This window comes from Galbibacter pacificus, assembly GCF_029603165.1.
Lineage (GTDB): Bacteria > Bacteroidota > Bacteroidia > Flavobacteriales > Flavobacteriaceae > Galbibacter > Galbibacter pacificus.
In genome coordinates this window covers 131,332-146,251 of sequence record NZ_JAQSVC010000005.1, presented here as the reverse complement: position 1 = coordinate 146,251, position 14,920 = coordinate 131,332, and the positions used below count along the sequence as shown (strand labels likewise).

The 14,920-nt window shown below is 39.6% G+C and carries 12 protein-coding genes; 8 read left to right on the top strand and 4 right to left on the bottom strand.

Annotated elements, in window-relative coordinates:
• Positions 1-122: 122 nt before the first annotated feature.
• From PSF86_RS13985 to pgl, 4 genes are all read left to right on the top strand, one after another.
• The gene (locus tag PSF86_RS13985) at positions 123-599 is read left to right on the top strand and encodes an RpiB/LacA/LacB family sugar-phosphate isomerase (RefSeq protein WP_277900714.1); all 477 of its coding nucleotides are present in this window, start codon (positions 123-125) and stop codon (positions 597-599) included.
• A 2-nt stretch (positions 600-601) separates the two neighbouring features.
• On the top strand, positions 602-2,011 hold the full coding sequence (gene gnd / locus PSF86_RS13980; RefSeq protein ID WP_277900713.1) for an NADP-dependent phosphogluconate dehydrogenase: 1,410 nt from the start codon (positions 602-604) through the stop codon (positions 2,009-2,011).
• Between the two features lie 121 nt (positions 2,012-2,132).
• Positions 2,133-3,647: a glucose-6-phosphate dehydrogenase gene (gene zwf / locus PSF86_RS13975; RefSeq protein ID WP_277900712.1), complete on the top strand. Its 1,515-nt coding sequence runs from the start codon at positions 2,133-2,135 to the stop codon at positions 3,645-3,647.
• A 3-nt stretch (positions 3,648-3,650) separates the two neighbouring features.
• Positions 3,651-4,373: a 6-phosphogluconolactonase gene (gene pgl, locus PSF86_RS13970; protein ID WP_277900711.1), complete on the top strand. Its 723-nt coding sequence runs from the start codon at positions 3,651-3,653 to the stop codon at positions 4,371-4,373.
• Between the two features lie 61 nt (positions 4,374-4,434).
• On the opposite strand, the gene PSF86_RS13965 is transcribed toward pgl, so the two are convergent.
• Positions 4,435-5,727, bottom strand: a complete 1,293-nt coding sequence (locus tag PSF86_RS13965; protein WP_277900710.1) for a phenylacetate--CoA ligase family protein — start codon at positions 5,725-5,727, stop codon at positions 4,435-4,437.
• 342 nt (positions 5,728-6,069) lie between these two features.
• Between PSF86_RS13965 and PSF86_RS13960 the strand changes: the two genes are divergently transcribed.
• Both PSF86_RS13960 and PSF86_RS13955 read left to right on the top strand, forming a co-directional pair.
• Positions 6,070-8,340: a TonB-dependent receptor gene (locus tag PSF86_RS13960; RefSeq protein ID WP_277900709.1), complete on the top strand. Its 2,271-nt coding sequence runs from the start codon at positions 6,070-6,072 to the stop codon at positions 8,338-8,340.
• 46 nt (positions 8,341-8,386) lie between these two features.
• Positions 8,387-8,743: a heavy-metal-associated domain-containing protein gene (locus PSF86_RS13955; RefSeq protein ID WP_277900708.1), complete on the top strand. Its 357-nt coding sequence runs from the start codon at positions 8,387-8,389 to the stop codon at positions 8,741-8,743.
• A gap of 14 nt (positions 8,744-8,757) precedes the next feature.
• On the opposite strand, the gene PSF86_RS13950 is transcribed toward PSF86_RS13955, so the two are convergent.
• The 3 genes from PSF86_RS13950 to PSF86_RS13940 are packed head-to-tail and all read right to left on the bottom strand — an operon-like array spanning position 8,758 to position 12,333.
• Complete coding sequence (locus PSF86_RS13950; protein ID WP_277900707.1) at positions 8,758-9,096, bottom strand: hypothetical protein; 339 nt, start codon at positions 9,094-9,096, stop codon at positions 8,758-8,760.
• 5 nt (positions 9,097-9,101) lie between these two features.
• A complete protein-coding gene (locus PSF86_RS13945; protein WP_277900706.1) occupies positions 9,102-10,487 on the bottom strand; it encodes a tyrosinase family protein in 1,386 nt (461 codons plus the stop codon).
• Between the two features lie 22 nt (positions 10,488-10,509).
• Positions 10,510-12,333 (bottom strand): fibronectin type III domain-containing protein, encoded by a 1,824-nt coding sequence (locus PSF86_RS13940; RefSeq protein ID WP_277900705.1) that lies wholly within the window; start codon positions 12,331-12,333, stop codon positions 10,510-10,512.
• Between the two features lie 365 nt (positions 12,334-12,698).
• Between PSF86_RS13940 and PSF86_RS13935 the strand changes: the two genes are divergently transcribed.
• Positions 12,699-13,304 carry a sugar transferase gene (locus PSF86_RS13935; RefSeq protein ID WP_277900704.1) on the top strand — a complete coding sequence of 202 codons (606 nt, stop codon included), beginning with the start codon at positions 12,699-12,701 and terminating at the stop codon, positions 13,302-13,304.
• Positions 13,305-13,309: 5 nt separating this feature from the next.
• Positions 13,310-14,404 carry an ATP-grasp domain-containing protein gene (locus PSF86_RS13930; protein WP_277900703.1) on the top strand — a complete coding sequence of 365 codons (1,095 nt, stop codon included), beginning with the start codon at positions 13,310-13,312 and terminating at the stop codon, positions 14,402-14,404.
• The last annotated feature ends 516 nt before the right edge of the window (positions 14,405-14,920 follow it).

The following is a 14,920-nucleotide window of genomic DNA, read 5'->3' as shown; positions in this document are numbered from 1 at the left end:
CTTTCTTATAAATTTACACAAATCACTATTTGTTTAAACTATCGTTATATAACTAAATAAAATTGTCTTTATCGCATAGAAATACTTAATTTTATGCTTTCTAAACATTGTATCCGTCTAAAGTGAAAATAGGAATTACAGCAGACCACGCAGGATTTGAAAAAAAGGGGGAATTAAAAGAACTCCTTGATAAAGCGGGTTATGCATATGAAGATTTTGGTGCCTTTTCCTACGATTCTCAAGATGATTATTCTGATATCATTGTCCCGTTGGCCGAGGCTATCTCTAAAGGGAGTATAGAAAAGGGAATTGCCATATGCGGAAGCGGTGTTGGTGTGTCTATTGCCGCAAATAAATTTCCGGGGGTACGTGCCACACTAATTACCGAAACCTATTCGGCCCACCAAGGAGTCGAACACGATAACATGAACCTAATTTGCCTAGGCGGAAGGGTCATTGGCACTGCACTTATCTGGGAAGTTACAGAAGCATTCCTAAAAGCCAAGTTTCAGGACGAAGAACGCTTTAAGCGCAGGCTGGACAAAGTTATGGATATAGAAAGAAAAAATTTTAAAGAACAAATTAACAATAAAAATTGACTATGAAAGATTTTGATTTTGGTATTGTTGGCCTTGGTGTAATGGGGAGAAACTTACTGCTAAACATGGCAGACCATGGTTTCTCTGTTGCCGGTTTGGACCTGGATGCCGAAAAGGCCGCTTCGCTGGAAAGTGAAGCCGACGATAAACATACCGTAAAAGGTACAACAAACGCCAAAGAATTTGTACAACTTATAAAAAAACCAAGGGCAATCATGCTTTTGGTACCAGCTGGAAAGCCTGTAGATGCTGTTATTAAATCTCTTTTACCTTATTTGGAAGAAGGCGATATTGTAGTAGATGGCGGGAACTCTTATTTCGAAGATACTAACAGAAGGGTTGACGAGCTGGCCGCACAAAATATTCATTACTTCGGAATGGGAATTTCCGGCGGGGAAAAAGGGGCGCGTTTTGGCCCTAGTATGATGCCGGGAGGCGATGAAAATTCATATGAAAGATTACGTCCAATTTTTGAAGCCATTGCCGCAAAGGTAAATGGAGAGCCTTGTGTAACCTACTTAGGACGTGGTTCTGCGGGAAATTACGTGAAAATGGTTCATAACGGTATAGAATATGCAATTATGCAGTTAATTGCAGAAACATACGATGTCTTGAAACGCGGATTTGAATTTGAAGATGACGAGCTTCAAAACATGTTTGCATCCTGGAACGAATCAGAATTACAATCGTATTTAATAGAAATCACGGCTGCTATTCTAAAAAAAGATGATGAAATTACCGGAAAACGTTTGGTCGGCTTGATTTCCGATACGGCCAAAGCAAAGGGAACAGGAAAATGGACCTCTCAGAACGCAATGGAAATTCAAGCACCCGTTCCATCCATAGACCTGGCCGTGAATATGAGGGATATTTCCAAATATAAAGAAGAAAGGACCCAGGCATCCAAAACCTATGCTTGGCACGGGGATTCGGAAAACATTAGCAAGGAGAGCCTAATGGCAAATTTTAAAGATGCTTTTTATTTTGGAATGCTTTCCATCTATGCCCAAGGAATGGCACAGCTTACCATTGCATCCAAAGAGTTTGATTATGGCCTAAACCTAGAAGAAGTTACTAAAATATGGCGTGGCGGATGCATCATCAGGGCAGCCGTTCTGGAAGATTTTAGGAAAGCCTACAAGGCAAACCCAAAACTGCCCAATTTGTTATTGGACGAAAATCTTGCTTCTAAGCTTAACGTTCATCAAAAAGCAATGCGCTCGGTAGTAAAAATTGGTATAGACAAAGGTATTCCCATGGCTGTTTACGGTACCGCACTAACATATTTTGATGCCTACAGAAGTGAGACTTTACCAACAAACCTTATCCAGGCACAAAGAGATTATTTTGGTGCCCATAAATACGAAAGAATTGATAAAGAAGGTATTTTCCATACTGAATGGGAAGAATAATTCATAAAAAATAAAAAGGGGCCTCCATAAATAAATTGGCAATATTCAATAAAATTTGTGGCAAATTCCAACCGCCTGAACCAAATGGGCAGGCCCGACCGATATACAAAATAAAAAAACCATGAAAACGAATAAAAAGGCATCTCCCACAGTTATTGTTATTTTTGGCGGTACCGGAGATCTTGCAAAAAGAAAGTTAATTCCAGCATTCTACAATTTGTTCAATGAAAACTGGATGCCAGAAAATTTTGCTATCTATGGGTTGGGAAGAACAGAACTTACCGACGATCAATATCGTGAAAACCTACACGAAGGATTAAAGGAATTTTCCAGAAGCGGCGAACCAGATCCTAAAAAATGGAATATTTTTAAGGAGTCGTTGCACTATTTCCCATCCAACATAAACGATGAAAACGACTATAAAGAGCTTCTTAAAAAAATTGAAGATTATGATAATAAATGGGAAGTTCGTGCCAATAGGCTGTTTTACCTATCGGTTTCCCCACGTTTTATCGAGCCATTAACAGTCAACATAAAAAATTCCGGACTTGCAACCGATAAATCAAAAGACAGGATAATTATTGAAAAACCTTTTGGTTACAACAAAGAATCGGCCGTTGAGCTCAATAAAATGCTTACCAAAACTTTTCATGAAGAGCAAATTTTTAGAATAGACCATTATTTGGGCAAGGAGACCGTTCAGAATATTCTTGCCTTCCGGTTTGCAAATACACTTTTTGAGCCACTTTGGAACAGAAACTATATCGATTCGGTACAGATAACCGTTGCCGAAAAAGTGGGCGTTGAAGACCGCGGTGGCTATTATGAAGGTGCTGGTGCATTGCGCGACATGATCCAGAACCATTTACTGCAAATTTTGTGCATGGTAGCCATGGAACCGCCAGCCTCTTTTGATGCTGAAGAAATACGAAGCCGAAAATACGATGTACTTAAAGCAATACGGCGCATAAAACCAGAAGAAGTGCATCATTATGCCGTAAGGGGGCAATATTCGGATGGATGGATTGAAGGCGAGAAAGTACCTGGATACCGTGAAGAAAAAGGAGTTAGTAAAAGTTCCAACACCGAAACCTTTGCCGCAATCAAGTTTTATTTAGACAATTGGCGGTGGCAAAATGTGCCTTTCTATTTAAGGACCGGAAAACGCATGCAGGAAAAAACTTCTTCCATAACCATTCAATTCCGACCCGTGCCGCACGCTTCGTTTCCGGCAACGCAGACCGATAGTATCATGCCAAATAGGTTGACCATCAATATCCAGCCACAAATGGACATATTATTGCGCTTTATGACCAAGCGCCCCGGATTGGAAATGAACCTCAACCCTTCTGAAATGATTTTTAATTACGATAACTGCTCTACGCAAACCCCCGAAGCATACGAGACCCTGCTCCTGGATGCCATGCTTGGAGATACAACCCTGTTTATGAGATCGGACCAAATTGAAGAAGCCTGGGATGTAATTTCAACAATTCTCGACGCATGGGAAAATAGGGATTCCATAGATTTTCCAAATTATCAGGCAGGAAGTTGGGGCCCCGAAACTGCGGAAGCACTTATTGCCCGGCAGGGACATGTCTGGGCCGTAAATAAACATTCAACAGAAAAAAAATAACAAATGATTCAAGTATTTGAAAATAAAGATATTCTAAACAAGCAAACAGCCGACCTCTTTATTGAGAAAGCTCAAGAAGCCATTGACAAACGGGATAAATTTACCGTGGCACTTACCGGTGGTTCCTCTCCGGCCGGTTTGTACAAATTATTGGCTTCGTCTGCTTACAAAGAACAAGTTGACTGGAGCAAGGTGTACGTTTTTTGGGGGGATGAAAGATGGGTTCCGCTGGACGATGAAAAAAGCAATGCAGGAGCTGCCTTTAAAGATTTTTTAAACGATCTCCCGATCCCGAACGACCATATTTTCCCTATGTGGAAAAAAAACATTGAACCGGAAGCTTATGCAAAAGAATACGAAGCCATTCTGGAAGATCATTTAGAACTTGGCGATATTTTCGATTTAATATTGCTCGGTATGGGTGACGATGGGCATACGGCCTCTTTATTCCCCAACCAAAAGGTGCTAAACGAAAAAGAAAAAAAGGTAGCTGCTTATTATCTTGCTCCACAAAACATGTACAGGATAACTCTTACCGCACCATTGATAAACAAAGCCCGTAAAATAGTATTTATTGTGTTTGGGGAGAAAAAAACAAACGCACTTTACGAAGTAATCGAAGGGGAACGAAACAGTACTTTGTACCCTTCCCAGCTTATCCAACCGGTATCGGGGAACATAGTCTGGATGGTCGACAAGGTTGCCGCAGGAAAATTAAGCATCTAAAATAATAACCTGAGTTCGGTTAATATAAAAAGAAGAGTGTGAAGGTGCCCAAAAGTAGGTATTACTTGTCTATGGCATGTTCACCTTTTTGTTTTTCAAGCATTTTGTTGATAACCAATTTGCGCTTACCGGAAAGCAGTAAAGGTATATCATTAACATATTTTACTTTTATAATGGCACTTTCGCCCAAATGTGTTTTAAATTCATCAATCATCTCGGTTTCCATGTCAAAATCATCATATACATTTAATTTGAAGAGATAAGTATTTGAATTTTCCTGAATAAACTGAAACTGCTTGATTTTAGGGTATTTCAATAAATGATAGGTAACATACGAGGTAATAAGTTCCCCTTTGGTATTGTATATCATATCCATTTTCCTGCCTTCAATCCGTTCTAAATAAGGTGCTCCATTGAAGCTGTCTTCAATGCCCATGCAACCTATATCTCCGGTATCGTATCTAATTAATGGCATGCTGTAATTGTAAAAGTCGGTCACTACAATCCTGCCCGGTTTTCCTGGAGCCACTGGAACATCTTCATCGGGCTTAAGGATTTCAATAAAATAGCTCGCCCAATTGATATGAAAATTAGTCCCCCCGGGAAATTGTTGCGCCAAAATACCGTTTTCAACATTAGAGTACCTCGATAGGCCTTCCACACCAAAATAATATTTTATTTGTTCTTTAGACTTTGCGCTTAGGTATTCGGACATTGCTATTACCGACTTTACATTGGCATTTATAGGTGGCGATTTCTTACTTTCCAGATAATTGCAAATTGTTGTAAGTGCCGAGGCATAGCCCAATATACTTTTAGGCGAAGGGTCTTCTGCTATTTTGTCCATTAGGCCTTGAATATCGCTATCGGATAATTTGGAGACCGGATGCATCAAAATATTTTGAAGAAATGAAGACAGGGTATCTTTACTATTGTATTGATCCCAATGCCGGATATAAACTAATTTTTGACCAACTTTGTACCCGCTTCTATTGGCAAAATAGAGTGTATCGGCCGTATTTCTATTTTTCTTGTTCCTATTGTAATATATTCTAAAAGGGGTTCCTGTAGATCCGCTTGTGTACCTTGAATAAAGTTTTTCGTCGTGATAGGCATCCGACTTAAATTCTTCAAAATAATCCCTTATAATATTTTTGTTTACAACGGGGAAGTTTTTAAGTTCGTTTAAATTGGTTATGTTTTTGTAATAGGGAACTGTTTTTTTTACATGTACCATTAAAGCTTCCAAGAGTTCCTTTCGTCTATATGCTGCTTGTGGGCTGTTGTATTTTTCCATGATGAATTCAATATCATCATAATGTTTTTTTATGCTGGCCCCTTTAAGTAGGTCCAATAGCCAAAAAGATTTTTCTCGAAACTTATTTATCATTCCCATAGTGCGCAGTAATCAAATCTTTTTATTGGTTAAACAATTGTATTAGTACATTTTTTAGAACAATTCTCGGTCGCCTTCATCTTATAAAACCATATTTATAAAACATAGCGGTTTGGGAAGAATTTCCCATAAAAATAACCGAATTTACCCCCCTGTAATGTAAAACTCCACCAATGGTATGGATTATCTATGAAATACCTATGAAAAGCAAAAACCGTAACCTCAATTCACAATTAAATAAAGTATCTTTAAATCAGAATCTTATAGCTATTTCTGCCCTATAAAAAGAACGCATAATACATGAAACAACATCAACCAACAATAATTGTTCTCGGTAGGTTTTTATTTTTTTTGTTTTTAGTTGTAGGCTCCAAAAATGTTAATGCCCAATTAAAAATAAAAGGAACTGTTTATGCAAACAATAATAACAATACACTATTCCCGATAAGCGGTGCCAAAATACATTGGCTAAACGATAATATTTCTACCATTACGGACAGCGATGGTGATTTTAACATTCCATACAGTAAGGCCTCAAAAAAGATTGTAATAAGCTATACCGATTTTAGAAACGATACCATTTTGGCAAATAGGCCAAACCTTGGAAAAATTATACTCTTTCCCGAAATTGCACTGGAAGCCGTAGTTGTTGAAGAAAGGGTAAACCCATTGCAACGCTCGCTATTTGAAGTTCAAAATGTGGTAACGGTAGACAATAGGGAAATGTTAAAGGCCGCCTGTTGCAATCTCTCCGAAAGTTTTGAAACCAATCCCGCAGTCGATGTAAACATATCCGATGCCGTTACCGGGGCTAAACAGATACAAATGTTGGGGCTTAATAGCCCGTATTTGTTGTTTACACAAGAGAACATGCCATCTATTAGGGGCGCGTCTCAAATATATGGTCTTTCGTTTATACCGGGCTCTTGGATAGAAAGCATACAAATTACCAAAGGGGCCGGCAGTGTTCTCAATGGCTACGAAAGTATTTCCGGGCAAATAAATTCTGAATTGGTGAAACCCTTTACCGACAAAAACCTATTTCTAAATGTATATGCAAACAATTATGCCCGGTTCGAGCTTAATTCCCGCTATAATACGGAAGTAACCGATAAATTGGCTACCGGACTGTATATTCATGGCAATTTAAGGACTGCTAAAGTTGATGAGAATGGAGATAATTTTTTGGACACCCCACTTGCTAGACAGATTAATTTTATGAACAGATGGCAATATACCGATCCAGAAAATGGCTGGGTTGGCTTTTTTAACATACAATATTTAAAAGATGAAAAACAGACCGGGGAACTGGATTTTGTGCCAAAAGAAGATAAATTTACAACAAATGCCTGGGGGAGCGAAGTAAATACCAGCCGATTGGACCTATCGTCTAAAATAGGATATGTATTTCCCGATTTACCGTATCAAAGTTTTGGGGTACAAATGGCATATACCGACCATGACCAAAACTCTTATTACGGGTTTAATACCTACGACATTCAACAACGGTCTATTTATACCAATGCCATTTTTAATAGCATTATTGGAAGTACACAACATAAGTACAAAACGGGCATAAGTTTTACATACGATGCTTTTAACGAACTGGTCAACCAGCAAATTTATGACAGAAAGGACAATTCGGTCGGGGCTTTTTTTGAATACACATACAACAACCTAGATAAGTTGAGTCTAGTAGCGGGGCTCAGGATAGACAACCATAACAGGTTACATACTTTTATTACACCTAGGCTTCATATACGTTATGCTTTATGGGACAAAGCAAGCATAAGGGCTTCCGCAGGAAGGGGGAAAAGAAATGCTAATATTTTTGCCGAAAACCAACAGCTTTTTGCCAGTTCCAGACAAATCAACATAGAAAACAACAACGGAAATACGTATGGCCTGTCTCCAGAAACCGCATGGAATTATGGCATCAGCTTTACACAAAAGCTCTATTTATGGAATAGGACCATGGTTCTTTCGGCCGATTTCTATCAAACGCGGTTTACCGACCAAGTTGTAGTTGACTGGGAAAATCCAAGGGAAATTTCTTTTTATAACCTCAACGGAAATAGTTTTGCAAATAGTTTCCAGTTTGATTTTACCTACGAGATTATCCAAAACCTGTCCGTAAGGGCCACGTATAAAAATTACAATGTAAAAACCCATTACAACAATGGGGAACTTGAAAAGCCCTTACAGCCCGAACACCGCTTTTTTGCCAACTTAAACTTTGAAACCGTAAAACAGCCTACGGGAAAACAATGGCGGTTCGACGCTACTTTGCATTGGCAAGGTGCACAGCGTTTGCCAAACACCTCCAGCAACCCCCTGCCCTATCAACTTAAAGCATTTTCTCCTTCGTATAGTGTAATAAATGCACAAATTACGCGGGTGTTCAGTAATAAATTTGAATTGTACCTTGGCGGAGAAAACATAAACAATTACACACAAAACAACCCGATTGTTGCCAGCAATGATCCTTTTGGCGAATATTTTGATTCTACAATTACTTATGCGCCCATTCTATCGGGAATTTATTACATTGGTATGCGTTTCAAAATATAATAAATAAAAAATTTAACCATACAAGTTCACCTTCATATAAAAAATCATGAAACAGTTAATAATTATCCTGACAATTGTAATGAGCGTTCCTTTGGCAGCACAGGACAAGAACAAAAAAGAGGTTTTTACGGTCAGCGGAAATTGTGCCATGTGCCAAAAACGTATTGAAAAAGCCGCCATTGAAGTAAAAGGTGTTAAATATGCCAGTTGGGACATCCCCAACAAAGAATTAACCATTATTATGGACGAAAGAAAATGCAATCTGGACGATGTTAAAAAAGCCATAGCCCATGCCGGCCACGATACAGAACTTTACACAGCTGCCGATGACAGTTATAATTCCTTGCCGCCATGTTGCCTGTACAGGGATCCCGAAAGCATTAAAATGGAACACCATAAATAGCTTATGGGTATTTTTTACTTTTGCTCCTCAATAATAGTACTGATAAATATATTATTTCTTTTTGGCTGAATGCTGTCTATAACATAGGTATATTTTTTGCCCGATTGGGGGTTTTCAATATAAATACCGTAATTGGTATTTTCGGCAAAGAGCATTAAGACAGAAGACCCTTCGGCTTTTTCTGGCGAAAGTGAAAGTGTTTTTACGGCTGATGCTTCATTTGGGGATAAGGCAATATGCATATCATATTCATAAAGCCTAATGTTAGTGATTGCATAGGGTGTTTTATTAACGATCTTAAACGAAAACCCTTGTTGAAAGCATAAAACGGCAAAACAATACCATATGAGCATCGACCTTATATTTTAATTACTTTTTTAACTACCAACGTTTCGCCATTACCTCCCAAAACTTTTACAAAATAGGTTCCTGAAGACAGTCCGAAAAGATTGTTGATTTCCAAGGTGTTGGTAAATTCGAAAAATTCCTGTTTTATCAATTGTCCTGTCATATTGTAAATTTCAATGACACAATCCCTTTTTTTGTTTAGTTTGATGGTAATCTTGGAATCAAACGGGTTTGGAAATGTCTGCATTACCACAGTTGGGTCGTTGGGATCTATATCTCCTTCGCTCCATAGCCAGACTTGGTCCAGTTGAACATCGTCAAAAGGCTTTTTCTTTCTTTCTTTTTTAACCATGGACCTTGCCGCCAATAACGAAGTAGTTTCCGTATCGATGGCTGCAACAAAATTTGCCCCAGATTCTGCAAAAAAGCCAGGCTTTAAAACCACTTCGGTTATGGATTCCATTTTAGAAGTGGTATTTTCGGGCGCTATAAAATTATTCCCGACCTCTATGGTGTACTGATAATAAAAAAGCTCCTCTGGATTATACGTATTGCTTACAATATAATTGTCGAGCGTGGCCAAACCATCTTCAGCATAAAAAACACCCAAGGCCCTACTATCAACAATATCGTTGGGATTTACCAACGGAATGGTTTGCCCATCAAAAACATAAGTCCCATCGTAACGTATCATGTCTGTACGGACATACGATGAGCTATGGTGCATTTCTTCCCAATCGTGCCAAAGTTTATCCACGAAAGCATGGTGAAGATAAAAAACCGGATCCCTTGGTGAAGCCGATGTCAACATGGGCCCTGCAACCCATCTATGGGCTCCCGAATGTGGCCGTTGGCGCTCAAAAAAGTCCGAAAACTCAAAAAAGTCGGTCATTGCCAACATATTGTCTACTTCCTGTTGTGTGGGCAAGGTTCCAAAACTGCTAAGGTTTCTGTTTAAGTTCCAATTGGAATTAAAACTCCCCATAAAATCTTCGTCCCAAAGAGACGATGTTGTAGATTGATCTACAGACGACTCCCAATACGGAATTGTAAGCTTAGGATTAATATCTTGCATGGCCTGTTCCATTTCAAAAATAAAACGCCTGTGCCACGCTAAAAATATTTCTTTTTCGGGTTCTTCCGGCAAGTTAAAATGTATGTCGAGCCTGTTGGGATCTATATTGTCGAAATTAAAATAATTCATATGAAAATCAGACATATCCGTTATCCGGTCCTCCCCTTCCCTAAGTTGATAAAATGCATTTACCAATTCTGTCTTCTCATAAGTCGTCATTTCCTGATAATTCTTCCGTATGCTCTGTGAATTACCTTGATAGAGAAAAACAACAACTGCAACAAGCGGTATGGATTTCAAGAGTTTTTTATAAAATAACATTGCATGTACCATTTTATACCTCTTATTGGTTGTTTAATTCTTTTTCTATTTTTTCAATACGCTTCAATAAATCGTTCAACGTATTCTTTTCGGCCTGAAGTTCATTTATTTTCTTTTCCTGCTGAAGCGTATACAGCGTAAGTTCTTCAATCTTTCGAAGTAGCTTGACGTCCATATCCCCCAATCCGATTCCGTTTTTTTCAATTTCGGAAGCACTTGGGATATTTATTAAATGCTTATTCTCTTTGATATGATTTTCTACTTCTTCTAAACTTGGCAAAGTATATGCATCTTCAAACACATAATCAGGCCAGTTTCCCTGCAAGGCTACCCTAACCTCTTCCGCAACAATATTTCCTGCAACAGCCAATCGATAACCCAATGTGGCCGAAGTACCAATGCCTACGTTTCCATTGGCAAACAAATTATTGGCCTGCCAATCTACGGTATCCAAATTGGCGTTCTCGGTAGTATATGGGGTCACGCCACCTCCACTTCCAGCAGTAGTCGTTACGTTTGCCGTGTTGCTAACCGCAGAGGTGTTCCCGGCGGCATCATGTGCAAATATTGTAAAGGCATAGCTTGTCGAGGCCGTCAAACCGCTTGCCGAAAAGTTTGTTGCACCCCCCGTTAGCCCAATGCTCGTTCCGTCACGGAAAACCTCATAATCGGTTACCGCTACGTTATCGGTTGAGGCTGTCCAACTTAGGTTTGTGGTGGTGGCTGTCGTTCCCGAAGCTGCCAAATCCGATACCGCCGATGGGGCTTCCGTGTCCCCGGCAGGTGCATTGGTCGTTACGTTTGCCGTGTTGCTAACCGCAGAGGTGTTACCGGCGGCGTCACGCGCAAATACAGTAAAGGCATAGCTTGTCGAGGCCGTCAAACCGCTTGCCGAAAAGTTTGTTGCACCCCCCGTTAGGCCTATGCTCGTTCCGTCACGGAAAACCTCGTAATCGGTTACCGCTACGTTATCGGTAGAGGCTGTCCAGCTTAGGTTCGTGGTTGTGGCTGTCGTTCCCGAAGCTGCCAAATCTACTACCGCCGATGGGGCTTCCGTGTCCCCGGCAGGTGCATTGGTCGTTACGTTTGCCGTGTTGCTAACCGCAGAGGTGTTACCGGCGGCGTCATGTGCAAATACCGTAAAGGCATAGCTTGTCGAGGCCGTTAAACCGCTTGCCGAAAAGTTTGTTGCACCCCCCGTTAACCCAATGCTCGTTCCGTCACGGAAAACCTCATAATCGGTTACCGCTACGTTATCGGTAGAGGCTGTCCAGCTTAAGTTCGTGCCCGTATCGGTAGTTCCCGAAGCTGCCAAATCCACTACCGCCGATGGGGCTTCCGTGTCAAGATCATCTGTTGTAATGTTTACGGCATCGATTAAAACGCCATCGCCTGATATATTTCCCCTGTAACTGGGGCTGGTATATATCCTAATGGTCGCCGTGCTTGCATTTGCCGTTAGGGTAAAATTGTAAGGTGCCCAATCGGGATTGGTAATATTTGTAGTAGAAAAGCCTGTAAAGCCAGACCAGTTTGCAAAGGCAGGCAAATAACTTTGCGGTGCCCTTTTTGCCCAAATGGTAATATTGTAGGTTTCTCCGTTTACAACATTAAAAGTATATTCCCCATTTCTTCCTGAAGAAACGCCAGATGATGAAATCAATAAAGAATAGGTTCCATTTTGGGCATCGGTAGCCGTAGAAGTTATTACGGCTCCTCCAGTCCATCCTGTTGTTGCATCTGCTTCATTTGTTATAGAAGCTGCATTAGCCTGTGTATGTAAATTTTGTGCTGTTAGGCCACAAAAACTCATTAGAAGGATAAAAAAAGTAATTTTCAGTCTCATTTTATTAAGCGTTAGGTTGTTTTATAATGAGATTAAATTACGGCTGGATATGGGGAAGAATACTTTGTAAAAGTAGTTATTCCATGCGCTAGTCTTTTTAAAATTCCATCAAGAACAAGAAAAATCTTTCAAATACACAACTTCCGACAAGAAGCCATTTACTTCGTTGAAATACAATGTATTAAGACAACAATATTAAACTGTAAAGATTTATATCTCTATGAGAGTCCAATACTTATGAGCCTGGCATCCAAAAATTTCTTTTAGCGATATTTATTGCCTTTTAAAGAACAATTTTTATTCTATTTTCCCTTTCAGCTAATTTTACCTTGTCATTAACACAAACAACCAAAACATTTGCAACTATGTACAAAAGCTTTTTTAAACGCTTTTTGGATATTATGTTGGCGGCCTTCGGACTTATATTTTTGTCGCCCGTAATAATTGTTATAACCATTATACTATTGTTTGTAACTAATGGCCGTCCTTTTTTCTTTCAACTTCGACCGGGAAAAGACGAAAAAATATTCAAGCTTGTCAAGTTTAAGTCCATGACCGATAAAACAGATACCAACGGCGAGCTATTGCCCTATAGCGAGCGTATTACCAAGTTTGGCAGTTTTATACGCAAATATTCCCTGGACGAAATTCCCCAATTGTTCAATGTACTTAAAGGTGATATGAGCCTTATTGGCCCCCGCCCACTGCTTATTAAATATTTGCCCCTTTACAATAATACACAAAAACAAAGGCACACTGTAAAGCCCGGTATTACTGGCTGGGCACAAATAAATGGCAGGAATGCCATCTCGTGGAACCAAAAGTTTGAATACGACATACATTATGTAAACCGGTTAAACTTTGCAATGGATTCTAAAATTATTTATTTAACTATGTTAAAGGTACTAAAGAAAGAAGGGGTCAATCAACAAAAAGATATTCCCATGGAACCTTTTAACGGTAACAACTAAAAAATATGGCTATTAATGTATTAATCAATGGAGTTGGAGGGCCAACGCCGCGTAGTATTGCCCGTTCTCTTCACCGTTACAGCAACATGGAATACACTATTATCGGTACCGATATTAACCCACGGGCCCATGGCCTGTATGAAAAAGACCTGTACCATGAAACCTATGTAATACCGCCTGCCGGAAATCCTGCCTATTGGAGTGCAATTAACAACATTATCGAGAAACACGATATAGAAATTGCCATAGTACAGCCCGAAATGGAGGTACTGGAATGGACAAAATATAAAAAAGAAGGCGGTATTTGGCCATGTAAGGTTTTTTTACCCGACCATGCCATTGTAGAAAACTTAATAGATAAGGCTTTAATGACCAATATCCTTAAAAAGGTTGGGGTGGTGCCCGCCTCTATAACCATTGACCCGCTTAATATAGATTATAGCGCCATAGAACAGCAACTTCCCTACCCGTTCTGGATTCGTTCTACCTCTGGATCCAGCGGCTTGGGCTCCCTAAAGGTAAAGGACAAAGCCAGCCTTAAAAACTGGATTACCATTAACCCTAAAGTAAACGAATTTATTGCAAGTACCTTTTTACCGGGAAGAAATCTGGCCTGCAAGCTGCTATTCCATAAAGGAAAACTGCTACGTGCTGCCTGCGGGGAACGTGTAAATTACATTATGAGCAAAGTTGCGCCATCTGGCATTACGGGCAATACCTCTTTTGGGCGGTTGTTAAACGAACCTAAGTTAATAGACGCTTCTGTAAAGGCGCTCGAACTAATATCTATCCATACAGGCCAGGAATTGCACGGTTTTTTTACGGCCGATTTTAAAGAAGACCAAAACGGCACTCCGTTTATTACCGAAATTAACGTAAGAATGGTTGCCTTTAACATGTCTTTTGCGGCCGGGGGCGCAAACTTTAGCGAGGACATAATAAGAATTTTAACAGAAGACTCCACCTTTGATTATTCCTATAAAATGTATGAATTTGAAAAAGATTTAATATTCCTCCGCGATGTGGACGCCGAACCAAAACTGATGAAAGAAACAGAGTTACTAAAACCCTATAACTTAAATACATTTTCCATGCGTTAATCCTGTCGGGTTATGGTTTTGGGTTCAAGGTTTCAGGTTTAAGGTTGTTATATTGCTATGCGTTGGTCGTTGGTAGTTACTCATTGTTTGCATTAAGTCGGTCTAATAACAAATAACATCTCTTTTCCCTATACTTGTAAAACTTTGAACCTTTGCAACTTTGAACCTCTGAAACAAAAAACCTTTCCTTTTTAACTTATTGGCTTATTTCCTTATGATAGTATGCGACTTCTCCTCCGTCGAAGTGACTGTGGATTTGAATGGTTAATTGTTAACTGTTAATAGTCAAGTATACTGATGACAACATAGCTATGTAGCTACCTAGCAGCGTAACATCGAAGTGACTGCTACTTTGAAGAGTGGTTAGGGAAAAGTGAATAGGGACTCGCTATTTGTTCATAATGAGCCTTGAACTTTGAACCTTTGCAACTTTGAGCCTCTGAACCATCAACTCTCAACTCTCAACTAACCAAAATTAAACGTTAAGAAAGATATTGTCTTCAATTTCCATTAGCT